The 23,364-nt window shown below is 57.4% G+C and carries 23 protein-coding genes and 1 riboswitch; of the genes, 5 read left to right on the top strand and 18 right to left on the bottom strand.

Annotation, left to right across the window (positions count from 1 at the left end; translation table 11 throughout):
* Positions 1–6: 6 nt before the first annotated feature.
* The 6 genes from B9A13_RS14545 to B9A13_RS02790 form a co-directional block, all read right to left on the bottom strand.
* Complete coding sequence (locus tag B9A13_RS14545; protein ID WP_278308991.1) at positions 7–387, bottom strand: type II secretion system protein; 381 nt, start codon at positions 385–387, stop codon at positions 7–9.
* Positions 388–485: 98 nt separating this feature from the next.
* On the bottom strand, positions 486–917 hold the full coding sequence (locus B9A13_RS02810; protein WP_084233495.1) for a prepilin-type N-terminal cleavage/methylation domain-containing protein: 432 nt from the start codon (positions 915–917) through the stop codon (positions 486–488).
* A gap of 37 nt (positions 918–954) precedes the next feature.
* Positions 955–1,389 carry a prepilin-type N-terminal cleavage/methylation domain-containing protein gene (locus B9A13_RS14370; protein WP_084233494.1) on the bottom strand — a complete coding sequence of 145 codons (435 nt, stop codon included), beginning with the start codon at positions 1,387–1,389 and terminating at the stop codon, positions 955–957.
* Positions 1,390–1,464: 75 nt separating this feature from the next.
* Positions 1,465–2,667, bottom strand: coding sequence for a type II secretion system F family protein (locus tag B9A13_RS02800; RefSeq protein ID WP_084233493.1), 1,203 nt, complete (start codon positions 2,665–2,667; stop codon positions 1,465–1,467).
* A gap of 6 nt (positions 2,668–2,673) precedes the next feature.
* Positions 2,674–3,756, bottom strand: coding sequence for a type IV pilus twitching motility protein PilT (locus tag B9A13_RS02795; RefSeq protein ID WP_143806850.1), 1,083 nt, complete (start codon positions 3,754–3,756; stop codon positions 2,674–2,676).
* Complete coding sequence (locus tag B9A13_RS02790; RefSeq protein ID WP_341456009.1) at positions 3,743–5,416, bottom strand: GspE/PulE family protein; 1,674 nt, start codon at positions 5,414–5,416, stop codon at positions 3,743–3,745. The genes B9A13_RS02795 and B9A13_RS02790 overlap by 14 nt, the downstream gene beginning before the upstream one ends.
* A gap of 577 nt (positions 5,417–5,993) precedes the next feature.
* Here B9A13_RS02790 and B9A13_RS02785 point away from each other — a divergent pair.
* Positions 5,994–6,419: a sigma-70 family RNA polymerase sigma factor gene (locus tag B9A13_RS02785; protein WP_084233492.1), complete on the top strand. Its 426-nt coding sequence runs from the start codon at positions 5,994–5,996 to the stop codon at positions 6,417–6,419.
* An 81-nt stretch (positions 6,420–6,500) separates the two neighbouring features.
* On the opposite strand, the gene dinB is transcribed toward B9A13_RS02785, so the two are convergent.
* On the bottom strand, positions 6,501–7,721 hold the full coding sequence (gene dinB, locus B9A13_RS02780; protein WP_084233491.1) for a DNA polymerase IV: 1,221 nt from the start codon (positions 7,719–7,721) through the stop codon (positions 6,501–6,503).
* Between the two features lie 706 nt (positions 7,722–8,427).
* Positions 8,428–9,054 carry an ECF transporter S component gene (locus B9A13_RS02775; protein ID WP_084233490.1) on the bottom strand — a complete coding sequence of 209 codons (627 nt, stop codon included), beginning with the start codon at positions 9,052–9,054 and terminating at the stop codon, positions 8,428–8,430.
* 89 nt (positions 9,055–9,143) lie between these two features.
* A riboswitch (FMN riboswitch) is annotated at positions 9,144–9,262 on the bottom strand.
* Positions 9,263–9,546: 284 nt separating this feature from the next.
* Between B9A13_RS02775 and B9A13_RS02770 the strand changes: the two genes are divergently transcribed.
* Positions 9,547–10,146, top strand: coding sequence for an SLOG family protein (locus B9A13_RS02770; protein WP_084233489.1), 600 nt, complete (start codon positions 9,547–9,549; stop codon positions 10,144–10,146).
* A 265-nt stretch (positions 10,147–10,411) separates the two neighbouring features.
* Here the strand turns inward: B9A13_RS02770 and B9A13_RS02765 are convergent, their stop codons facing one another.
* On the bottom strand, positions 10,412–10,969 hold the full coding sequence (locus B9A13_RS02765; RefSeq protein WP_084233488.1) for a FumA C-terminus/TtdB family hydratase beta subunit: 558 nt from the start codon (positions 10,967–10,969) through the stop codon (positions 10,412–10,414).
* A gap of 37 nt (positions 10,970–11,006) precedes the next feature.
* Positions 11,007–11,750: a coiled-coil domain-containing protein gene (locus B9A13_RS02760; protein WP_143806849.1), complete on the bottom strand. Its 744-nt coding sequence runs from the start codon at positions 11,748–11,750 to the stop codon at positions 11,007–11,009.
* Positions 11,751–11,987: 237 nt separating this feature from the next.
* Between B9A13_RS02760 and B9A13_RS02755 the strand changes: the two genes are divergently transcribed.
* Positions 11,988–12,284 carry a hypothetical protein gene (locus B9A13_RS02755; RefSeq protein WP_084233486.1) on the top strand — a complete coding sequence of 99 codons (297 nt, stop codon included), beginning with the start codon at positions 11,988–11,990 and terminating at the stop codon, positions 12,282–12,284.
* Positions 12,285–12,457: 173 nt separating this feature from the next.
* Positions 12,458–12,610 carry a CDIF630_02480 family spore surface protein gene (locus tag B9A13_RS14060; RefSeq protein ID WP_159448002.1) on the top strand — a complete coding sequence of 51 codons (153 nt, stop codon included), beginning with the start codon at positions 12,458–12,460 and terminating at the stop codon, positions 12,608–12,610.
* 282 nt (positions 12,611–12,892) lie between these two features.
* Here the strand turns inward: B9A13_RS14060 and purD are convergent, their stop codons facing one another.
* The 8 genes from purD to csaB all read right to left on the bottom strand — a co-directional run bounded on the left by purD (position 12,893) and on the right by csaB (position 22,477).
* Positions 12,893–14,146: a phosphoribosylamine--glycine ligase gene (gene purD / locus B9A13_RS02745; RefSeq protein WP_084233559.1), complete on the bottom strand. Its 1,254-nt coding sequence runs from the start codon at positions 14,144–14,146 to the stop codon at positions 12,893–12,895.
* A gap of 122 nt (positions 14,147–14,268) precedes the next feature.
* Positions 14,269–15,804, bottom strand: coding sequence for a bifunctional phosphoribosylaminoimidazolecarboxamide formyltransferase/IMP cyclohydrolase (purH, locus tag B9A13_RS02740; protein ID WP_084233484.1), 1,536 nt, complete (start codon positions 15,802–15,804; stop codon positions 14,269–14,271).
* Complete coding sequence (purN, locus tag B9A13_RS02735) at positions 15,801–16,442, bottom strand: phosphoribosylglycinamide formyltransferase (protein WP_084233483.1); 642 nt, start codon at positions 16,440–16,442, stop codon at positions 15,801–15,803. Before purN ends, purH begins: the two co-directional genes overlap by 4 nt.
* Positions 16,436–17,479, bottom strand: coding sequence for a phosphoribosylformylglycinamidine cyclo-ligase (gene purM / locus B9A13_RS02730; protein WP_084233482.1), 1,044 nt, complete (start codon positions 17,477–17,479; stop codon positions 16,436–16,438). Before purM ends, purN begins: the two co-directional genes overlap by 7 nt.
* Before the next feature lie 44 nt (positions 17,480–17,523).
* Positions 17,524–18,234: a phosphoribosylaminoimidazolesuccinocarboxamide synthase gene (purC, locus tag B9A13_RS02725; RefSeq protein WP_084233481.1), complete on the bottom strand. Its 711-nt coding sequence runs from the start codon at positions 18,232–18,234 to the stop codon at positions 17,524–17,526.
* Complete coding sequence (gene purE / locus B9A13_RS02720; protein WP_084233480.1) at positions 18,231–18,728, bottom strand: 5-(carboxyamino)imidazole ribonucleotide mutase; 498 nt, start codon at positions 18,726–18,728, stop codon at positions 18,231–18,233. Before purE ends, purC begins: the two co-directional genes overlap by 4 nt.
* Before the next feature lie 378 nt (positions 18,729–19,106).
* Positions 19,107–20,234: a glycosyltransferase gene (locus B9A13_RS02715; protein WP_084233479.1), complete on the bottom strand. Its 1,128-nt coding sequence runs from the start codon at positions 20,232–20,234 to the stop codon at positions 19,107–19,109.
* Positions 20,231–22,477 (bottom strand): polysaccharide pyruvyl transferase CsaB, encoded by a 2,247-nt coding sequence (gene csaB / locus B9A13_RS02710; protein WP_084233478.1) that lies wholly within the window; start codon positions 22,475–22,477, stop codon positions 20,231–20,233. The genes B9A13_RS02715 and csaB overlap by 4 nt, the downstream gene beginning before the upstream one ends.
* Before the next feature lie 357 nt (positions 22,478–22,834).
* Between csaB and B9A13_RS02705 the strand changes: the two genes are divergently transcribed.
* Positions 22,835–23,341, top strand: coding sequence for a DUF4330 domain-containing protein (locus B9A13_RS02705; protein ID WP_159448001.1), 507 nt, complete (start codon positions 22,835–22,837; stop codon positions 23,339–23,341).
* Positions 23,342–23,364 lie beyond the last annotated feature (23 nt).

The following is a 23,364-nucleotide window of genomic DNA, read 5'->3' as shown; positions in this document are numbered from 1 at the left end:
CCTTTCCTATTTTAACGCAAGGGTGACGTTCCCCGTGGCCTCGTTATACATATAGCTGTAATCGCCGGTATTCATCCGGGCGGTGGTGACGCTCCGAAGAAGGTCGCGAAGCTGGTCCGCCTGGGTCTGGCTCAGGAGCTGCGACCCGTCGTCGGGGTCCAGCAGCGTAATGTCCGGATAATGGCCCTCGTAGGCGTAATACTGGCTGATCGCCTTCCGGACGAGCTCCTGATGGTCCGACATCTGGAGTTCCTTGGCGCGCTGAGAATAGGCGTAAAGGCTGGGCAAAGCGATGCCCACCAAAATGGTGATCACCGCCATGACAATGACGAGCTCCATCAGAGTGTAGCCGCCGGTATTCGGTTTTTTCCGCGACCGTCGTTTCACAGCCCGCCTCCTTTTTCCAGTACGCCGGGGTAGGACAATCGGGCCGGCCGGTCCCGGCCGGCCCGTTTGTCTATTCATATTTTAATTCAAATAACTAATTAGGGAGTAGGAATGGGGCCACTTGTGCTTCCTGTACCATCATTAAAAGTTTCGTCGATTGTTCCGGAAGATACAGAAACAGTGTAGCGTTTTGTACCAATATCAACATAGTAGGTAAAAGTATCTGAATTAAGGCCGGTTGCAGGATTCATGGTACCGGCAAAGTTTTTACCTGCATAATACTCGATGGTTCCGGCGGTTGATGTGTCACCCTGGGCTAAATTGGTTTGACCTTCTGCAAGCATAGCTTCCACAGCAACAAGGACGTTTCTTGTATCACTTATAGCAGACTTTTCTCTTGCGCTTTCTGTAAAACCGGTAAATCTAGGGATGAGGACCGCTGCTAGAATAGCGATAATTGCAATGACGACGATTAACTCAATAAGAGTAAAGCCTTTCTTATTGAGATTTGATTTAATATCCTTTAACATAAAGCACCTCCAGTATATTTAATAGAATGTAGATTTATCAGGATGCGTCAGCAGGAAGCGTGCTGTTTGAGACGGCTACGGTATAGATTTTAGTACCAAGCTGTTTCGAATAGGTAAATCCAAGGCCGTTTGTACCTTTAGTAACGGCAGTAATTGTGCTTTCACCATTTGCATCCAGTGCGTCTGTGCAGCTAATGATATCCTTCCCAACATATTTTTCAATAAGACTTTCAGCGGTTGCCGCGTCTGTTGAAGCGGCAGTAATTTCGCCATTAGCATCTGCTGCATCCAAAGCAACCAGGATATTTCTGGCGTCGCTGAGTACGGCTTTTTTACGACCACTTTCGGTAAACCCGGTGAACCTGGGAATGAGGACCGCCGCGAGGATCGCGATGATGGCGATGACCACGATGAGCTCTATCAGCGTAAAGCCCTTGCGGTCCATCAGCCTGCTTTTGACCTTTTCTGTCATGTGATAAACCCCTCTTTCAATACTTTATTAAGTTTGTTTATATCTCATCCTGCCGGATGGTTAAACCGAAGCCAATCAGGACACCGCGTTCATGATGGAGAGCATGGGGAGGAAGATGGAAAGAAGAATGGTGGCAACGATACCCGCCAGGATGACGATCATCACGGGCTCTATCATGGTGGTCATCTTGGTGATGGCGGCCTCCACCTCGTCGTCAAAGAAGCCGGAGGTGCGAAGAAGCATCTGATCCAGTTCTCCGGTCCTCTCGCCCACCTGAACCATGTGAATGAGAAGGGGAGGGAAGATGCCGATCCGGTCCAGAGATTCCCCGATGCCGCGGCCCTGCTGCACCTCCTCGGAGCTGACGAGGAACTTTTCCTCCACCGCCCGGTTCCCGATGAGGCTGGACATGATGGTCATGGCGTTAATGATATTGATGCCGGACTTCAAGAGCATGCCCATGCTGCGGGCGAAGCGGGAGGTGATGACCTTCACGGTGAGGCCCCGGGTGAGAGGGAAGGAAACCTTAAAGCCGTCAAACCGGAGGCGGCCGGAGGGAGTCCTCACATAGCTCACGAAGGCCAGGGCGATGAGAACCACGGCTATGGCTATATAAATAATGTTATGCACCATAAAGTTGGAAACCGCCATGAGGACCTTCGTAATGGCGGGCATCTCGCCGCCCATCTCGGTCAATATGCTGGAAAACATGGGGAGGACCATGACCATGAGGAGGATGACGACGCCGACGGTCATGCACATGAGGATAATGGGATAGGTCATTGCGGACTTAACCTTGCGGTTAATCTTATCGTCGTTCTCGTAATAATTGGCCATCTGTTCCATGATCTCGTCCAGAGTACCGGAGGCCTCGCCCACGCGGATCATATTCCGGAGAAACTCGGGAAACACATTGGGGAAGGCGGCCATGGACTGGGAGAGGAGCTTGCCCTTCTGCACGTCGTCCCCCACGATCTCCAGGACCTCCTTGAAGGCGGGTTTCTCCGTCTGCTCGGCTAAAATGGCGATGGCCTCGATAATGGTCACGCCGGAGCTGATGATGACGGAGAGCTGGCGGCAGAAGACCGCAAGGTCCCGCTTGTTGACATGGCCGAAGAGGCCGGAAAGGCTCACGCCCTCGGGTTTGGTCTTGATCTCCAGGGGGAAGAACCCCTTGTCGTTGAGCATGAACTCCAGGGCTTCCGCGGAGTCCGCCTCCAACGACCCGTTCCAAGCCTGGCCGGACATGCTCCTGGCCTTGAATACGAATTCAGGCACCCGGTATCACCACTTTCTGCTGCACAGCTGCTGAAATGTCTGCGTATCCTGGGTACGGGTCAGCGCGTCGTCATAGGATATGATCCTGCGGTTCACCAGATCGGCCAAAGACGCGTCCATGGTCTGCATGCCCGCGCCGGTACTGGTCTGGAGGACGGTATTGATCTGATGGGGCTTGCCCTCGCGGATAAGGTTCCGGATGGCGGTGTTCACCAGCATGACCTCGCAGGCGAGAACCAGCCCGGACCCATCTTCCTTGGGAAGAAGCTGCTGGGAGATGACGCCCTCCAGGACGGCGGCAAGCTGCGTTCGCACCTGGGCCTGCTGATCGTGAGGAAACGCGTCCAGGATACGGTTGACGGTCTTGGCCGCGCCGATGGTATGAAGCGTGGAGAAGACCAGATGCCCGGTCTCCGCCGCGGTAAGGGCTATGTCGATGGTCTCCACGTCGCGCATCTCGCCGACGAGAATGACGTCCGGGTCCTCCCGGAGGGCGGCGCGGAGCGCGGTGGCGAAGGAGCGGGTGTCCCACCCGACCTCGCGCTGGTTCACCAGGCCCGTCTTGTGCCGGTGCAGGTACTCGATGGGGTCTTCGATGGTGATGATATGACAGCGGCGGCTGGAGTTGATGATATCGATCATGGAGGCAAGAGTGGTGGATTTGCCGCTGCCGGTAGCCCCGGTGGCCAGAATCAGGCCGCTTTTCTTATTGGTGAGGGGGCGGACGGACTCGGGGATCCCCAGGGTCTCAAAGGCGGGAATGGCAAAGGGCAAGGAGCGCAGGGCCATGGAATAACTGCCGCGCTGCTTGAAGATATTGGAGCGGAAGCGGCCGAGGCCCGGCCGGGAAAACGAAAAATCCACCTCGCCGTTCTCTTCCAACGTTTTCCTCTTGGCGGGGCTGACACATTCGTCCACCAGGGCGGCGGTCATATCCGGGGTCATGGTGGGCATATTCTCCACAAAGGTAAGCCTGGAGTTCAGGCGGATCATGGGGGCGGTGCCGACCGCGACATGAAGATCCGTTGCTTTGGCATTGAAGGTGTATTCCAGAAGTTCATCCAGTTTCGGACCGTTAATCTCTGACATAAACCGTTTTCACCATCTCATTCAAGGATGTGGTTCCTTCCAGGACATGCTGTTTGCAGCTGTCGAAGAGCTGCATCATGCCGTTTTCCTTGGCGATGTCCCGGAGAACCTCGGTGCTCTTTCCTTCCTGGATCGCGTCCCGCAGGGCACGGTTGATGTGCATGACCTCATGGAGGGAAATCCGCCCGGAGTACCCTGTACCGTTGCACTTGGGACAGCCGACGGGATGATAGATCTCGGCGGGCTCGTCGAGGAGCATGACGTCCATCTCCGCCTGGGTGGTAAGCGCCTTCTTCCTGCAGTGCTTGCACAGCCGGCGGACCAGGCGCTGGGCGATGATGCCGGAGAGGGACTCGGCCACAAGGAAGGGTTCGATGCCCATATCCACAAGGCGCGCAATCGAACTGGGCGCGTCGTTGGTATGCAGAGTGGAAAGAACGAGATGGCCGGTGATGGAGGCGCGGACGGCAATCTCCGCCGTCTCCTCGTCGCGGATCTCGCCGATCATGACGATGTCCGGGTCCTGCCGCAGGATGCTGCGCAGGCCGGCGGCGAAGGTGAGGCCCGCCTTGGTATTCACCTGAACCTGATTGATGCCGTGAAGCATATATTCCACAGGGTCCTCAATGGTGACTATATTCAGCTCGGGAGTATTCAATTCCCGGAGCAGCGAGTACAATGTGGTGGATTTGCCGCTCCCGGTGGGGCCGGTGAGCAGAACGATACCGTTGGTCTTCTTGATGATCATGTCCACCAGGCGGCTGTTTTCCTTGGTAAAGCCCAGCATCTCCCGGGTAAAGAGGAAGGAGGTGCGGTCCAGAATACGGATAACGATCTTTTCGCCGAACACGGTGGGCAGGGTGGAAACACGGAAGTCGTAATTCTTGCCGGCGATGTTCATCTCGATACGCCCGTCCTGAGGGACGCGCTTTTCGGCAATGTTGATGCCGGCGATGACCTTAAACCGGGTGGAAACCGCGGAATAGAGGTTCTGAGGAATGGTCATGCTCTCCACCAGGGAACCGTCGATACGGAAACGGACCATGACCGCGTCCTCGAAGGGCTCGATGTGAATATCGCTGGCCCGGAGGGTCACGGCCTGGTTCATGATGGAATTTGCAAGGCGGACGGCGGGCGCGTTCTGAATATCCGCGTCATCCACTTCCTGGCCGGAGGTATCCACCATCCAGTCCCTCTTCAGGTCCTCGATGGCGCGCTCGGACATCTGCTGGGAATAATAGACCTCAATAGCCTGATCGATCTCCGAGGCGGAAGCGACAAGGGAGCGGACAGGCTTCTGAATGAGAAGGCGAAGATCGTCCAGAGCGTACATGTTCCGTGGGTCGCTCATGGCAACATACACCACGCCGTCCTTCTCGTAAATCGGGATCATGGTGTACTTTTTTGCAACTTCCTTGGGGATCAGACGAGCTACCGCCGCGTCTATATATGTATTCTGCAGGTTGACCCGTTCCACCGCGATCTGTTTGGCAATGGTGTCGGCCAGCGTCCCGTCCGTCAGGTAACCGAGATCCACCAGAATGTCGCCCAGGCGCTTCCAGTTGGATTTCTGTTCCTCCAGGGCGTTCTCCAGCTGGTTCTGATCGATCTGCCCGGATTCCAAAAGCATTTCACCAAGCTTTTTCTTGAACGGTCTCAATCCAGCCCCTCCGATCCGCCGATGGAAAAATTTTTATGTTAGTCCATATAATATACATAATTTTCCGCAGTTTGTCAACATAATTTATCTATTTCGGAAAACTTATATGAGAATTGGGTTAAAATAGAAAGAAAAACGCGAATTATGAAACTATTCGAGAGAATTTTGTCACAATTTGTTACCGTTCCTGCCGGAAACGCATAATTGTTATTATGTAAATCCTAGTCGGATATGTTCACTTTCGCATTTTTTTTGAATCCTCCGGGATATTCCGGGGAAGCTGAAAAGAATACCCCCGCGCCTGTTTTTCAAAAAGAGAGACGGAACGAATCCCGGAAAACTTAAAATATGTCCTAAAAATTAACGGCACGAGGTTGGTTAAATTATACAACGAGTTATTTCCGAAAGCAAGATGCAGTTAACATAAAATTTTGTATTTTTATGTATTTTTTAAGCAGATTTTACCGAAGCCCTGCAATTTTTTTCAGCGGAGCATTGACGGAGTAAAAAGAGGAAGAGAAGAGAAAACCAACACCCAACAGAGCCCGATTTTTGCGGGAATACAGCCGGTTTTTCCATGAGAAAGGAGCGCCTGACGCGGGGACAGGCGGAGAGCCGCAGCGAGAACATAGCAAATGAGATACTGATGTATTTCCGCAGCCAGCGGCGGCTGAGCAGCGAGGTTTCCCTGTCGGACTCCATCGACACGGACAAGGACGGCAATTCCCTGTCGCTTATGGATGTGATCAGCGTGGACGACGACATGCTGGAAAGGCTCAATTCCCGGGAGATCTGCGAGCGGCTGCAAAAAGCGGTGAGCATCTGCCTCAACGAAAGAGAGGCGGAAATCATCTGCCTGCGCTACGGCCTGCGGGGAGCGGCCCCCTGGACGCAGCGGGAAATTGCCGCGCGTTGCGGCATTTCGCGCTCATACGTATCGCGGATTGAGAAAAAGGCGTTAAAGAAGCTCCGGGAGATGATGTCGAAGGAGCAGCTGGAATAACAAAACAAAACGGCCCGTATCGGTGCTTTCACGCTCCATACAGGCCGCGGCAAACTTCCTTCACGGATTAAAACAGAACGTTCACTCCCGTTCCCGCTCCCTGGCACCGAGATCGTTGTCCGCACCGGCACCGAAACGGACCGCGTCTTTGCCGAAACGGGCGCGGATCCGGTCCATGGCGCGCTCCAGCTCCTCCCGGCGCCTGCGCTCCACGCCGCCGGAGGAGAACAGGTTCAGCTGCTCGAAGCATTCGCTTTCGGGCAGAAGGTTCATCCCCGTCACGGTGAGCATCCGAATGGGAGCGGAAAGATTCCAGGAGGCTTCCACCAGTTCCAGAGCGGCTCCGGCGATCTCCGAGGAGAGGCAGGAGGGGAGGGGGAGGGGCTTCTGACGGGAGATGGTCTTCAGTTCCGGGTCGCGGATGACGACCTGCACCGTCCGGCAGCGGAGAGAGTGCCTGCGCAGGCGCGCGGCCACCGTGTCCGACAGAAGGGCTATGCCGGCGCGGACATCGTCCCGTCCCACCAGGTTTCTGCGGAAGGTAATGCCATTGCCCACGGATTTGATCTCCTGCTCCGCTCCGTATGGGAGAACGGGGGAGGCGTCCTCTCCGCAGGCATACTCATGGAGCTGGACGCCCAGTTTCCCAAGACGGGACCGGAGAAGTTCGCGGTCGCAGGCGGCCAGCTGTCCGACGGTCCCGACGCCGAGGCCCGCGAGAGCCGCCTCGGCCGCGCCGCCCACATACATCAAAGCGGAGACGGGCAGAGGCCAGACGATGGCCCGGAAGTTTTCCCGGGAGATCACGGTGGTGGCGTCCGGCTTTTTATAGTCGCTTCCCAGCTTGGCGAAAATTTTATTGAAGGAGACGCCGACGGACAGGGTGAGCCCCGTTTCGCTTTTCACCGTTTTCCGGATCCGGTCGGCCACCGCCCGGCCCGAACCGCCGAAAAGATGCATGGTGCCGGTGATGTCCAGCCAGGACTCGTCGATACCGAAGGGTTCCACCAGATCGGTGAAACGGGAGTAAATCGCGTTAATGCGCCGGGAATACTCCTCATAGCGGCTGTGATGGGGCGGGATCAGCACCAGGGCGGGGCATTTTTTTCTGGCCTGCCAGATGGTTTCGGCGGTTTTAATACCGAAGGACTTCGCCAGCTCGTTTTTGGCAAGAATGATGCCGTGGCGGCTTTCGGGGTCGCCGCAGACAGCCACGGGTTTGTCCCGGAGTTCCGGCAGGGTCAAAAGTTCCACGGAGGCGAAAAAGCCGTTCATATCGCAGTGAAGTATTGTCCTGTCCATGCCCCGGCCTCCTCTGGTTTTCTTACCCTTTATTGTACCACAAAGCAGGAAGCTTTTCCCGAAGAAGCGAGGAGTCATTTTCAGGGGTGCACACGCTCCCGTCCAAACCTCTTGTAATCAATCGTCTTCATAGAAAAGTTTTATATAAACGAATCGTACGTGCCTCCGGCGGGAGTTCCTTTTTCCACTCGCCGGGAAAAAGAATCGAAAAAGCGGCGCCAAGAGGCTCCGGCCCTACGGCATTACTGAGGACAAATCCTGCCCGCCTCCGCATGCATTGGGCCGTGTCCCGATGCGTTGTCGTCTTTGGTGGGCGCGAGCCCACCGTCATCCTCTGCCTTTCGGAACGCATCCCACTGACGCGCGGAGGTAAAGGAATCGGCATAGCCGATTCCCGGACATGATTTATCCTCAGTAACGCCAGATTTCTAAGGGAGGGTTTTGCGTGCAGGTGCACCTCCGAAAGAACCCGGCCATTAGCAGGAAAAACCGCCTGAACGGCTCAAAACATAGGAACTCTTAATTTGAGCCCGCAACCGGCCTTCTGAAAACCGGACATAAGCGGCTCAGGAAGTCTGCAAAAACCTTCACTCTGCGACGATAAAGAAGTTTTTGGCAAGGCGGATGGGTTACTGCTTTCCCTGAAAAATGGAGCCGCCCCAAAGGCGGTTACCTTTCGGACGGCTCCTCATTCTATTTTATGTTATCAGAGCTTGTGCAGCAACGGAGAGAGCTTTTTATACAGCGGCAGGGTAATGAGGCAGATAATGATACTCTTGATAAGGTTAAACGGCGTGAATGCATAGAGAATCAATGTAAGCTTGTCGTGAATCGCCGGAATAACGGCACTGGACATACCCACGATCATTTCTTCGGTGAAGCCCAGGACAAGGGCGTAAAGGGGCAGGGTGACGAAATAATTCACCAGGGCTCCCGCCACGGGCAGAGCAACCGCGCCGATCAGCAGGGAGATGTAAGCGCCTTTTTTTGATTTATGAGTCTTATAGTACCAACCGGCGGAAACCACAAAGGCCGAACCCACGATGAAATTGGCAAGGTCGCCCACGCCGCCTGTAGAAGCGAGGCCGCCGGTGAGAACGTGGAGCAGGCATTTAACAAATTCGATACCCATCCCGGCGATGGGACCCAGAGCAAAAGCGCCGATCAGGCACACGATATCGCTGAGATCAAGCTTCAAAAAAGTCGGGAACAGGGGAAGGGGAAACTCCAAAAACATGACTATTCGAGCGATAACGCCCAGGACCGCAATTTTTACAAGGGTATTGGTGGCGATTCGCTGCCGCGAATTTACCGCAGCGGAATTCAGAGACATGGAACAATTCCTCCCGTTTAAAATGTGAAAACACCTGAAAAGCAATGCCTTTCAGGTGTCAAAACAGCACAAAGCAGGTGCGTATTTCAACACATCTTCTTTCATCCAGACTGTAACTGTCGGTACCGGAATCCAACCGGTTCTGCGGCCGAGGCCGCTCGCGGACTATACCGCCGGTGGGGACTTTCACCCCGCCCTGAAGACATTCTATTTCGTTGTTCTCCATGTGTCAGTATACCGCATTTTCAGGAAATTGCAATAGGGAAATTGCGGATTTGAAGCGCCGCTGCCGCCATAAGGACCGGTTTTTCTTTGGCTGCCGGAAAACACGACATAAAAACGGCCGGAACGGGCAGATTATGCGTATCTTCCCTTTCAAGGGAAAAGCCTCCGGGGGCCCGAATTCACCCGGGAATATTCCGGGAGCGAATTGACAAATATTTACGGCAAACGTATAATCAACAATATGAATTTACCGGAAGGACAGCAGTGATGATACAAAACATTAAAGATAAGCGATATAAAAAGGGCGACAAGGAGATAACGTGCAGTTTTACCGGATACCGTCCGCAGAAGCTGCCGTGGAAATACGACGAGACCGACCCGAGATGCCTGGAGCTGAAACGCCGGCTGGACAGAGAGGTGGAAAAGGCTTACCGCGGCGGGATGCGGCACTTTATCTGCGGCATGGCACTGGGCTGCGACATGTATTTCTGCGAAGCAGTTCTCAAGCTCAAGGCAAAGCACGACGACATACTGCTGGAAGCGGCGATCCCCTGTGAGGAGCAGTCCGCCAGCTGGAATGAAAAGCAGAGGAACCGGTATTTCAGCCTCGTTTCCAGATGTGACGTGGAGACCATGATCCAGACCTCCTATACCCCCAGCTGCATGATGCGCCGCAACCAGTACATGGTGGAACAGGCAGGCCTTCTCATCGCGGTGTTCGACGGGATGCTGGGAGGCACGATGTATACGGTGGAACTGGCTACCAGGCAGGGAGTGAAGATCATAACCCTCCCTCCGGTAAAGGACTCCGGTTTGAAAGTGTCCAGCGCTTCATACATGCCCAAAAAGAAAAGCGAACTGGTATAGATTTTTAAATTCAAGGAGCGGGATCGAGGCCGATCCCGCTCCTAAGTCCGTCGAAAAACCCTGTTTTTCGACGGTAACGGGGAAAGGGACGCGCCTTCCCGAAGGCTCGCAAGGCATTGAAATTTATCTTTTGCGGATTTTGGTCACGGAACGCAACACAAAATTCGCAAAAGCTTTTCGCCGCTGGCGAAAAGGAGGAGAGGATTTTTGCGATAAGATTAGGAGCGGGATCGAGGCCGATCCCGCTCCTTTATTTACGTTTCTTTTATTTGGCCCATTGTTTCCGGCCGGTCTGAAAGAGATTGCCGCCGTTACAGTCGATGGCCACGATGAGGGGAAGACAGTCCACCTGCATCCGCTTCACCGATTCGCAGCCCAGTGCCGGAAAGGCGATTTCCTCCGCGGAGCGAATATGCCGGGCGATAAGAGCCCCGGCGCCGCCGACCGCGCAGAAATACGCGGCGCCGTATTCCCGGATGGCCTCCGCCACCGCTTCGCTGCGTTCTCCCTTTCCAATCATGGCGGCAAGACCCAGAGAAAGAAGACGGGGCGCGTACGGGTCCATGCGGCCGGAAGTGGTGGGCCCGCAGGAGCCCACGGCCATGCCGGGTTTTGCGGGGGTGGGCCCGGCGTAATAGATCACCGCGTCTTTCAGCGGAAAGGGAAGGGGGGCGCCTTCGTCAAGCAGCTGGAAGAGCATCTTATGAGCGGCATCCCGGGCCGTATAGACCGTCCCGCTGAGGGAAACCCGGTCGCCCGCACGCAGAGAGCCCAACTGCTCTCTGAGGCCGCCGGTATCAAGCGCGATGACGGAGGATGACATAGAAAACACCTCTTACAAAATAGCGGCACGCACCGGATTATGAAAGACAGGGATCGGACGGCGCCTCTTCCGCTTCGACCTCTTCGTCGGGCAGATGAAGAGAACCGAACTCGCTTCCCAACCCGTCCAGCTCGGCGGACAGGGAGCCCAGAGAGTCCTGCATTTTTCCCAGTTCCCCTGAAATATGGGAGGCGACCACTTCAAATTCCGCTTGAACGGAGGCGTATCTTTCCCTAGCCCGGGACAGAAGGGCCTCCATCTCTTTCCGGAGCTTCGCCGCCTGGTCCCTGGCGGCTTTTTCAATGGCCTCCGCTCTTTGATAGGCGGACACCTCAATCTCGGCCATGTGCAGTTTCATGGTTTCGTAGGCAACTGCGTCCGGTTCCGTCTTGGAAAGTTTGCCGCGCAGTTCGTCCAATTCCGCGGACATTCCGTCCAGTTCCTCGCTCTGGCGGGAGGTGACGGCGGTCAAACGGGAATTCTCCTGGCAGATCTCTTCCAGCTGGGCGGCAAGCCCGTCTTTCTGAGAGGTGAGACGCTCATTTTCGTCTCCCGCAACCTGAAGATCGGCGCGAAGCTGCATAATTTCGGTCTGAAGGTTTTCCAGCTCCGCTTTGTGCCTGTCTTCCTGCTCTGTGACCCGGGCCTGAAAAGCATCCAGTTCACGGCGATTCTTCTCTATAATCTCGGCGCTTTCCCTGGAAGCGTTTTCGATATAATTCAGAACGTCCTGCCGGTTGAAGCCTCCAAAGGCGGAACTTTTAAACAGCTTGTTTTCCAAAGCGATTTCCCCCGCTTTCGTTTTATACCATGCCGCGATGCGCCCTTCACGCAATATATCATTTTTCCATTTTAACACAAGAGGGGAAATAACACAATATCCGCCGGGAAAACCGGCGGTTTGACCCCGTACGACATCCGGAGAGCCGAGCCCCGCACCGGGGACGGTCCCGGGTTCGCTTCTCCGGGCATATTGGGGGCTTTTCCCGCATAGGGTGTGACGGAGGGAGATGATCCGATGAAAGTCATACCGCGGCGCCTCACGGGAGCGCGCAAGGGAAATATACGGAAAAAAGAAGCTGCGGCGGCGCCGAAAGCGCCGGCGCCCCATCACCTGAAAGCGCTGACCCAATTTCCCAAGCTCCCCAAACTTCCCAAGCTGCCCAAGCCGCCGCAATGGACAATGCCGGCGCAATGGTTCCGGGGGAAGCAGGCGGGAAAACCTTTTAAAGCCATCCGCCTTCCGGTCAAATGGCCCCTGGCGCGCGCGGCAAAAGAAGGCGCGCGGAAGGAAACCCACTCGCCGGGAGAATAACCCGGAACACAGTTTAAGCCGCGCCGAGGCGCGGCTTTTTGCTACGCCGGAGAAGAGGCCACCAGTGAATGACTGCGCATAAAACACCCTGCTTTTCCAATACTAGGCATATCAGATACCGGCGGACGGGGTTAAGACAGAAGAAAAACAGCAGCGCAGGAAAGGAGCTTAACATGAAGAAACGAATCCCTAAAAAAAATCCTTCCGCATTCGAAATGTTTCCTTTAGCGGATACAGAAAAACGGGACCCTGTCACGAACACCACCATTCCGTCCAAAGAGAGCGTCGAGGCCGCGAAGGAATGGGTGGACTTCAATCATAAATAGCACTGCAGCGAAACGCCGCCAGTTTTGGCAGCTTTGTCCGGCTATAATTTTGTTTCCCGTGCAGATACTAACGGGGACAGGGTAAATGCCATGCCGAAGGCATGATAGAAATAAAAAAAACGCGGCTTTGCCCGCGAGCATCGGCCCTGTAAGGACGGGGTCCAGACCCCGTCCGGCCCACATAGAATCCGGCTGAATCGGAAACCGCCGCTGGGATGGAATTTATCCCAGCGGCGGTTTAGTTTTGTCAATTTTTATTGGGCCTTTGGTTGATCCGCGTTTTCAGATTTTGCCGATATCCGTCCGGTACTGCATGCCCTCAAAACGGATCCCCCGGACAGCGGCATAGGCCTTATCCACGGCCTTGTCCAGCGTATCCGCCGCGGCAGTCACGCCGAGGACGCGCCCGCCTGAAGTAAGGATCCGACCGTCGTAAGCTCTCGTGCCCGCATGATACACCGTGATGTCCGCGGGGACGGCATCCAGGCCTTCGATGGGAAAGCCGGTCTGATAGCTTCCCGGATAGCCGCCGCTTGCCAGCACCAGGCAGCAGGAGGCTCCGTTTTCCCATTGAATTTCCAGTTCCTCCAGGCGCTCCTCCGTCACCGCCAGCATGATCTCCAGCAGATCGGTCTTCAACAGAGACAGGACCGCCTGGGCCTCAGGATCGCCGAAGCGGGCGTTATATTCGATGACCTTGGGACCGTCCTCCGTCAGCATCAGGCCGAAGTACAACACTCCCCAAAAGGGTCGGTCTTCCGCGTTCATGGCGCGAAGGGTGGGAAGAAAGATCTCCTCCATGCATCTTGCGGCGAGCTCGGGAGTGTAATGCCGGCTGGGGGATATGGCGCCCATGCCTCCGGTGTTGGGGCCCCGGTTTCCGTCCAGGGCGCGTTTGTGGTCCTGGGAGGAGGGCATGGGGCGGATGGTCTTCCCGTCGGTAAAGCACAGGACGGTGACTTCCGGCCCGGTGAGGCACTCCTCAATCACGATCCGGGCGCCGGATTCCCCGAAGATTTTGTCTTCCATGATCCTGCGGACGGCCGCCTCCGCCTCCGGAAGGGTCTGAGCCACCACCACACCTTTGCCGAGGGCCAGTCCGTCGGCCTTGACCACCAACGGCGCGCCTTCGCTGCGGACGTAGGACAGGGCGGCATCCATGGAATCGAAGACCCGGTATTTCGCCGTGGGGATACCGTACTTTTCCATGAGGCCCTTGGAAAACACCTTACTGCTTTCAATCACGGCGGCGTTCTTCCGGGGCCCGAAGGCGGGAATCCCCGCCGCCTCCATGGCGTCCACCATACCCAGGGCCAGGGGATCGTCCGGCGCCACCACCACGAAATCCGCGCCGTTCTGGACCGCAAAGCCCACCATGGTGGGCACGTCCGTGGCTTTTATGTTGATGCATTCGGCCTCGGAGGCGATTCCTCCGTTTCCGGGAGCGCACCAGAGTTTTGTGACCCGGGGACTACGGGAGAGGGCATGCACGATGGCGTGCTCCCGGCCGCCGCCGCCGACAACGAGAACCTTCATGGCGTTACCTCCGTTTCTGCCGTTTGCCGGAACCTCCGCGGGCATCCTCCCGGCGGGAGGACGCGGGTCTTCGCAGACGGTCCGGAATCAAATACATGAGCGAACTGAAAGGGTTCGGGGCATCAGTGTCTGAAATGGCGCACACCGGTAAACACCATGGCGATCCCGGCCTCGTCGCAGGCGTCGATGGACTGCTGATCCCGGATGGAGCCGCCGGGCTGAATGATCGCGGTAACTCCGGCTGCGGCGGCGGCGTCCACGCAGTCCCGGAAGGGGAAATAGGCGTCGCTTGCCATGACAGAGCCCCTGGCCTTGTCTCCGGCATATTTGATAGCCAGTTCCAGGGCGGTGACGCGGTTGGTCTGACCGGGGCCGACGCCCACCGTCTCGGTATCCGTGGTGAGAACCACCGCGTTTGACTTCACATGCCGGACGATCCGCCAGCCGAAGCGCAGGGCAGTGAGCTCCGCCTCTGTGGGCGCCCTGCGGGTGACCACCCGGAGGGTTTCCTCCGGGGAAGGGCAGTCCAGACTCTGCACCAGAAGACCGCCGCCCACCTTTTTCATATCCAGCATGTCCGGGGTGTTGGGAAGGGAAATCCCCGGGAGGGCCATCAGGCGGAGATTCTGCTTCTTTTCCAGAATGGCAAGGGCTTCCGGGGAAAAAGACGGGGCGATTATAATCTCCAGAAAGAGCTTGGAAAGCTCCGCGGCGGTTTCCCCGTCGCATTCCCGGTTCAGGGCCACGATGCCGCCGTAAATGGAGACGGGATCGGCCTCCCTGGCCCGGACAAAGGCCTCTAGGATACAGGAGCCGATGCCGACGCCGCAGGGATTGGCATGCTTGAGGGCGACGGCGCAGGGCACGGAAAAGTCCTTGACGATATCCACCGCGGCGCCGGCGTCGCCGATGTTGTTATAGGAGAGTTCCTTACCGTGAAGCTGCCGGGCGGCGGCTATGGTGCCTGCGGGAGCGCCGATTTCCCGGTAAAAGGCGGCGCTCTGGTGGGGATTTTCCCCGTAACGCAGGTCCTGGGCTTTGTCAAAGGTGAGGGTGAGGCGCTCGGGCCAGCCGCCGGGGCCCACCCGGCGAAGGTAGCCGGCGATCATGGCGTCGTACTGGGCGGTGGTTTCAAAGACCTTGAGAGCCAGGGCGTATTTCGTCTCCCGGGAGACTTCTCCCTGCTCCAGCTCACAGACGACGGCGTCATAGTCGCCGGGGTCGGTGACAACAGCCACGTCCTGCCAGTTTTTGGCGGCGGCCCGGAGCATGGTGGGCCCGCCGATGTCGATATTTTCTATCGCCTCGGGGAGGGTGACGCCGGGGCGGAGAATGGTTTCCCGGAAGGGATAGAGATTGATGACCAGCACGTCGATGGGGACGATGCCAAGCTCCTCGAGCTGCTTCATGTGCTCCGGATTGGAGCGCATGGCGAGGATCCCCCCGTGGACCGCGGGATGCAGGGTCTTGAGCCGCCCGTCCAGGCATTCGGGAAAGCCGGTGACCTCCGTGATCCCCAAAACGGGGATGCCGGAACTCTCCAGGGCCTTCTGGGTCCCGCCGGTGGAGACGATCTCGAAGCCCAGGGCGTGAAGACGCCGGGCAAAATCCACCACGCCGGTTTTGTCAGACACACTGATGAGCGCTCTTCTTTTCATCTGTCCTTATCCTCCTCCAAAATACGCACTTTTCGGCCCTCCACTCGGAGACGCCCCTGACAAAATAAGGAAACGGCGCGAGGCAGAAGATGCCACTCGGCCTCCTCCATCACGCGCCGCTGAAGACTTTCAGGCGTGTCGTCCTCCCGGATCTCCACCGCCTTCTGCAAAATAATCGGCCCTCCGTCGGGCACGTCGCTGACAAAATGAACGGTGGCCCCGGTGACCTTGACGCCGTATTCCAGCGCGCGTTCATGCACCCGGAGCCCATAGAAGCCCTCCCCGCAGAAGGAGGGGATCAGAGCCGGGTGCACGTTGATGACCCTGTTGGGAAAGGCCTCGGTAAACCGGGGCCCAAGGATATAGAGAAAACCGGCGAGGACCACGAGGTCGGCCCCCGCGTTTTGGAGAACGCCGACAACCGCGTCGGTGAATTCCTCACGGCCGGGGAAGCGGGATCTGTCCACCGTGAAGCAGGGGATCCCGGCGGATTTCGCCCGTTCCAAGGCGAAGGCTCCCGGATGAGAGGAAACGACGGCGGCAATGGTCCCGTTTTTGAGCTCACCCGATTTCCAGGCGTCTATAAGAGCCTGGAGATTGGTTCCTCCTCCGGAGACCAGCACGGCGATCCTCAGCATAGCTCGATCCCGTCCTCGCCCTTTACGACGCAACCGATGACATAGGCCCGCTCGTTGCAGCAGACCAGGGCGTCCAGGGCGGCTCCCACGTCGTTTTTATCGATGGCGAGGATCATGCCGATCCCCATGTTGAAGGTGTTGTACATATCCCGGGAGGGGATTTTCCCCTGAGACTGGATGATGTCGAAAATGGGAAGGGTAGGGAAGGAATGACGGCGGATGGAGGCGGTAAGACCCGGCTTCATCATGCGGGGCACGTTTTCGTAAAGCCCGCCGCCGGTAATATGGCTGATGGCCTTGATTTTGATACCCACGGTGTGCATCAGGTGCCAGATGGTCTTGACGTAGATCCGGGTGGGCTTGATAAGCTCTTCGCCCAAAGTGCAGGAAAGCTCCGGAATATAGGCGGAGAGCGTCTTTTCATTGACGTCGAATACCTTGCGGACCAGAGAAAACCCGTTGGAATGCAGCCCGCTGGAGGAAAGACCGATGAGAAGATCCCCCTCCTTCAGGTCGGCGCCGGTGATCAGCTGGTCGTAGTCCGCGATGCCGCAGGAGAAGCCGGCCAGATCGTATTCCCCCGGGGGATAAAAGCCCGGCATTTCGGCCGTTTCCCCGCCGACGAGGGCGCAGCCCGCCTGCCGGCAGCCATCGGCGATTCCGGAGACCACGGCCTCTACCTGAGCGGGATCATTTTTCCCCACGGCCAGATAGTCCAGGAAAAAGAGGGGGAGGGCTCCCTGGCATACGATATCGTTGACGCACATGGCCACGCAGTCGATACCCACCGTATTATGCTTGTCCAAAAGGAAGGCAATTTTCAGCTTGGTTCCCACGCCGTCGGTCCCGGAGACCAGGACGGGGCGCTTCATGCCTTCCAGAGAAGGCTCGAAAAGGCCGGAAAAGCCGCCCAGGCCTCCCAGCACGCCTTTGATGTAGGTTTTTTCCGCCAGAGGCCGGATGCGCCGGACCGCTTCGTATCCCGCGGTCACATCCACGCCGGCGGCGGCGTAGCTTTCGCTTCTGCTGTCACTCACTTTGACGCAGCCTCCTTTAAATCACATGGTTACCGTATCCGGAATCAGTCGCCCATGACGCGGCGGAGGATTTCCTGATAAGCGTCCTCCACGTTTCCAAGGTCGCGGCGGAACCGGTCCTTGTCCAGCTTCTCGTGGGTTTTGGCGTCCCACAGGCGGCAGGTATCGGGAGAGATTTCATCTGCCAGGACGACGGTCCCGTCGGAAAGACGGCCGAACTCCAGCTTGAAATCCACCAGCTCGATGCCGCGGTCGGCAAAATAGGACAGAAGCAGCTGATTAACTTTCAGGGCATACCGGTTGATGGTCACCAGCTCGTCCTCAGAGGCAAGCTCCATGGCCAGGGCGTGATAGGTGTTGATCATGGGATCGCCCAGTTCGTCGTTCTTATAGCTGTACTCCAGGACGGGCCGTTTCAGGGGGGTTCCCTCCGAAATGCCCAGCCGGGTGGCGAGGGATCCGGCCACGATATTCCGAACAATCACCTCGATGGGAACAATGGACACCTTCCGGACCAGCGTCTCCCGGTCGGAAAGCTCCTGAATGAAATGGGTGGGGATGCCCTTCTCCTCCAGCATCTGCATGAGATGGTTGGTCACCTTGTTGTTGATGACGCCCTTGCCCAGAATGGTGCCCTTCTTCTGGCCGTTGAAGGCGGTGGCATCGTCCTTGTATTCCACGATATACTGATCGGGATGGTCCGTTTTGAAGACCTTTTTGGCTTTCCCTTCGTAAACCTGCTCCAGTTTTTTCATATCTTCTGCACCTCTGACTGCATATTTTGATCCTTGCGGGCTACCTCGGCAGCCATGCCGGCCTTGAACTCAAGAAGTTTTTCTCTCAATACGGGATCGGAAAGGGCCAGAATCTGGGCGGCGAGGATAGCCGAATTATCGGCCCCGTCCACCGCGACGGTGGCGACGGGGATGCCCTTGGGCATCTGAACCATGGACAGGAGGCTGTCCAGCCCGTCCAGGGTGGAAGAGCGGATGGGGACCCCAATGACGGGGAGAGCGGTATAGGCCGCAAGAAAGCCTCCCAGATGAGCCGCTTTTCCAGCCGCGGCGATGATGACGCCGAAGCCCTCCTCCCAGGCGGACAGGGCGAAGCGCCTTGCCTCCTCGGGCGTCCGGTGAGCCGATATGACGCGGACCTCATAGGGAATGCCAAAGGCTTTCAGCTGCTCCAGAGCGTGCTTCATCACGGGAAAATCGCTGTCGGAACCCATAACCACAGCCACTTTTTTCATTGCTTATCCCCATTTCTCCATTGACGCGGCGAAACAGAAAACGCAGGCCCCGCGCCTTTCAGGCGGCCTGCGAACGGAGCCACGCCGCCCCGAAAGCCCAGACAGGAAGAAAGCCAAGACGGTACGCTGCGGGCAGGCCCAGACCGCCGCCGGTGTTTCCCATTCGCGCACACTTCTTTCTCTTCCGTTCTGCTGCCAATAAAATCTTTCGATATTATTGTATCGTATTCAAATTTCCTTTGCAAGCGGCCAGCTGTGCGCATGCATATTTTTGTAGGTTTCAACAACGCGGCTCTAAGAAAAACGGGCTCCATTGTAAACTCATCTGATGGGAAGGAAAGCGCGGAGGTATGGCGCGGAGCCGATTCGGCCGCCTCCTTACAGCTCTATGCCGCATTCCTTCAGCCGGCGTACGGCCTCGGCGGATCTGTTTTTCCAGGAAGCGGAAGCTGCAAAGGCCCTCCGCCGTTCCTGCTTCCACGCGCTGTTTTCCTGCAGAGCCTGCCTTATACAGGCCAGGAAGGACTCCCGGGTGTCCGCCTGGTAGACGACATCCTCGAATTCCTTCAGATCCGGGGCAATGGAGGAGGAAACAACGGGCTTTCCCATGGCGAGGTACTCGTAGATGCGATCGGGAACCACGTCGCTGCCGCGGCGGCAGGCGCGGCGGAAATCCAGAAGAACGTCGAAGCGCATCAGGTACGAGGGCAGGCTCCCCTGCTTCCTGTATCCGAGAAACTGTACGTTGGGGAGGGCTTTCAGCTCTTCCACCGGAGCTCCGGAGCGCACCTTGCCCACGAAGACGAAAGACCAGTCCGGCCGCTGGGAAGCGGCATATTCCGCAAAGGAGAGGTCCATATCGCCCCACACGGTCCCGGCAAAGCCCAGAATCGGGTTTTTCACGGTGAAAAGCTCCTGGGGGAAGGGAAGAGCGTCGGCATCCGAAAGGGAAAACAGCGGCTGCTGAAACCCTCCCGGCAGCAGAAAAGTATTCTTATTGTGTTCCGACAGGGCGGCAAAAATACCCGGCGAGGCGGCAAAAACCACATCCGCTTCGGAGGCGAGCTTTTCCTCCTCCGGAGCGAAAGCCGGGGATCGCTGCGCACAATCGAAGACAAGGCCGCTGTAAGTCAAATAATCCACCACGCCGGCATAGGAAGAGGAGGAGACCCAGAGCAGGGGATCGGAAACCCCCAGTTCTTCCAGTTTCGACTGAATGAAGGACGCCAGTTTTTTTTCGTTATGGCGGCGGACCCATTTATGGAGGTCCGCCCCCGGAAGGATTCCGGGCAGGGCGTAGGCGACGACTCCGTCGCGCACCTGGCGGCCGTTTTCCCGGGCCGCGGATTTTTTCCGGCGCTTCCGGTCCCCACCCAGGAGGGGCAGGGCGACAACGGGAGGCTCAAAGAACAAAAGACGCACGCCCCCTATCCGTCCCAGAAGGTTCTGGGTTCTTGACGGAAGGACGCGCCATTTCGTATCGGACAGACAGAGCAGCGTTTTCAAGTTTGATTTTCCTCCACAAGGGTTTTTCCCAGCAGCTCCCGGGCCGCTTCGGAATTGCGGTGTTCCATCTCACGCAGACGAACAACCGCCTCGGCAAGTTCCCGGGGATGACGGCCGCTTTCCACGGCAGCGTCAATATGAGCTTTCAGCAGGTCGAGATTTACATCCTTCAGGTCGGTAAAGAGCTCCTGCCCGATGTAGGAAAGGAAGGAGCTGATCTTATGGTCGTAGACCACGCCCACAAGGGGGATGCCCTGCCCTGCAGCGAAGACCAGGGCGTGGAGCCGCATGGAGACCACCACCCTCATGCGGGAAAAGGCCCCGATGACGACACCGGCGCCGCCGGTGGTCCGAATCATATAGTGGGGAGCCTTCATGCCCTGAGCGGCCAGCTTTGCCGCGGCCACGTCGATTCTGGGCTCTATGGGCAAAAAAACGGGGATCAGGCCGTAGGTCTCATAGGCGTAGTCGGCGGCGGCGCCGAAGAGAGGCGCCTTTTCCTCGTAACCCGGCCATTTCCGAAGAGAAAAACAGATATACTCGCCCCGGGGCGGAATCCCTTCGGCCAGAAACAGACTGTCCACCGCGTCGCCGGGCGCCGGAGGCAGAATCAGAGTGGGGTCCGCGCTGAGGATGATTTTGGGCACGCGGACTCCCATGGCCTCCAGCTCGCCCCGGGAATGGGGCTCCCGGAGGGTGATGATATCCACCCGGCGGTTGAGAATCCCGGCGGCCAGGCGCCGGCTGAACTGCCGCTTGAGGGGGCCGATGCCGCAGCCATACATGACGACTTTGTTGCCCAGCAGCTTGGCCGCAGTGATGGTGAAGAGATAAAACCAGAGGGAGCGGCGGCTGGTGACGTCCTGGATAAGGCTGCCGCCGCCGTTTATAAAGAGGACGCTCCGTCCCATACGGTATAAAAACGCGGGAATGTTAAAAGTATACACGGAGTTGACCCGATATTTCATGCGCGTGTTCTTGGGATTGCGGGACATGACCCATACCGGCATATCGGGATCGATCTCCCGGAGCTCGGCCACGATGGCCTCCAGAATGGCGTCGTCCCCGGAATTGCCGCGGCCATAAGCGCCGCACACGGTGACGCCGCAGCGCCCGGCGGTTCCCCGGGTCTGGCGTCTGAGGATGATCCCGTAGATCTCCCGCTGCCGGCGGCAGGTGTTCTCCAGGGAAAACCGCTCCGCGGCCTTCCGAAACAGCCGCTCGCCCATGGAGGCGCGCAGGGAGGGGTCCTTCGCCAAAGAGAGAAGATATTCCGCCAGGGTGTCCGGGTCCCCGGGAGAAAAGAGAAAGCCGTTGACCCCGTGATCAATGAGTTTCGGAACGCCGCCCACCCGGGTGCTGACGGTGGGCAGTTTCATGCGCGCTCCCTCGGTGACGGCGTAGGGAAAGGTCTCCGACAGAGAGGTGAGGGTGTTGATGTCGATGGACCGGTAAAAGCGGTCCATATCGGAAACCCAGCCGGCAAAACAGACCTTGCCGGCAACGCCGAGACTGCGGGCCAGTTCCCGGAGCATCCCCATTTCCTCGCCGTCCCCGGCGATGAGCAGGCGAAGAGGCGGATATTGTTCCGCCGCTTTGGCAAAACCCCGGATAAGGGTGGATACGTCCTTCACCGGATTGAGACGGGCGGCGATCCCCACCACCACGCTGCCCGCTTCCGTCCGGAGGCCCACGCTTTCCCAGAAGGCGCGCCTGTCCTCGCGGACGGGGGGAAGGTCGAAATCCAGGCCGTTATAAATCGCAAAAAGCCTGTCAGGGCGGAAGCCCCGGCTGATAAGCAAATCCACCATGGAATCGGACACGCCGATGCGATAGTCCAGAAGACGCAGGGCGATGGAATTGATGGTCCCGTAAGTCAGACGGTGAAAGGGACGGCCCAGGTAATCGAGCCTGTAGTCGCTGTGCACCGTGGTTACCACCGGAAGCTTCGCGGCGGTTTTCAGCAGGACGCCCATCATATTGGCCCGGGAGCCGTGACAGTGGATGAGATCAAACCCGCCTTCACGGACATACCGCTTCAGGCGGAGAAAGGTGCGAAGAACATTTCCCGAAGGAAAAACCTCGGTGGGGATGCCCAGCTCCTCCGCCTCCCGGGAAAAGGGGCCTTCCCGAAAGCAGACAAGCCGGACCGTTTCGGTTCGGCTGAGCATCTGCAGAAGGGAGAGCACATGGGTTTTGGCGCCGCCGCCGTCTCCTCCGCTGATGAGATGAAGGACCTTCATTTCCTACTCCACACACCGCGCATGCAGGGCTTCCATTCTAAGGGGAAGGAGCATCCGCGGCCGCCGTCTCTCACTGCGGACGGCCCGTCAGAAATTTAAAATTCCAAAAAACTGAGCGGAAAGGCACATGGTTTTCAAGGAAGAGAATCTCACGCATACAGGCAATTTGCCCTTGAGTAATCGCCGAAAGTATTATACAATAATAGCCGCGACGGGTCAAGCCGACAGCCGGGCAAAGCCCGCGGCACCGGCTGAGACACGATTCCGGCAGGCACCGGGAAACAACGTGCCGGAAAAGGAAAGGCCCGGCGGGAACAAAGGATGCGGGAAAAACATACCCCGCAGCGGAGGGATCGCATGAAGATCGTTGATGAAAAAGGAAAGCTGTTCGGGGCCGTCAATCTCGTGGATCTGGTGGTACTGATCCTGGTGATCGGCGGGATCGCCCTGGCAGTCTGGAAGTTCACGGGAGTGAGCGATACCTTCTTTGCAAAGAAGGTACAAATCACATATACCGTCAAGGCTGAGGGGCTGGATCCGGAGCTGTACGAGCAGACCCTCAAGCACGTCCCTTCCACCCTCATGGCTGCCGGGGAGAAACTTCCCGGGCAGATCACCGGGGTGACGAAGCAGCCACATATGGTATGCGTGCTGGGTGAGGACGGGCAGCCCATCTGGGTGGAGGATCCCTACCATATCGACCTGACTTTTACCGTGGAGGCGACGGTGACGGAGACCACCAATGTGCTGATGACCCAGGTGGGGACTCAGGAGGTCCGCATTGGGAAAAAGCACATTGTGAAATCCGAGTATATCGAGGTGGAGGGCATCATAACAGGACTTGAGAGGTCGGAGGAGTCATAAGGATTCCACGCCGTTTCCCGCAA

Source organism: Papillibacter cinnamivorans DSM 12816, assembly GCF_900176335.1.
GTDB lineage: Bacteria > Bacillota > Clostridia > Oscillospirales > Oscillospiraceae > Papillibacter > Papillibacter cinnamivorans.
Note: the sequence above shows the minus strand (reverse complement) of the source record. Positions and strands in the feature narration are given on the sequence as shown.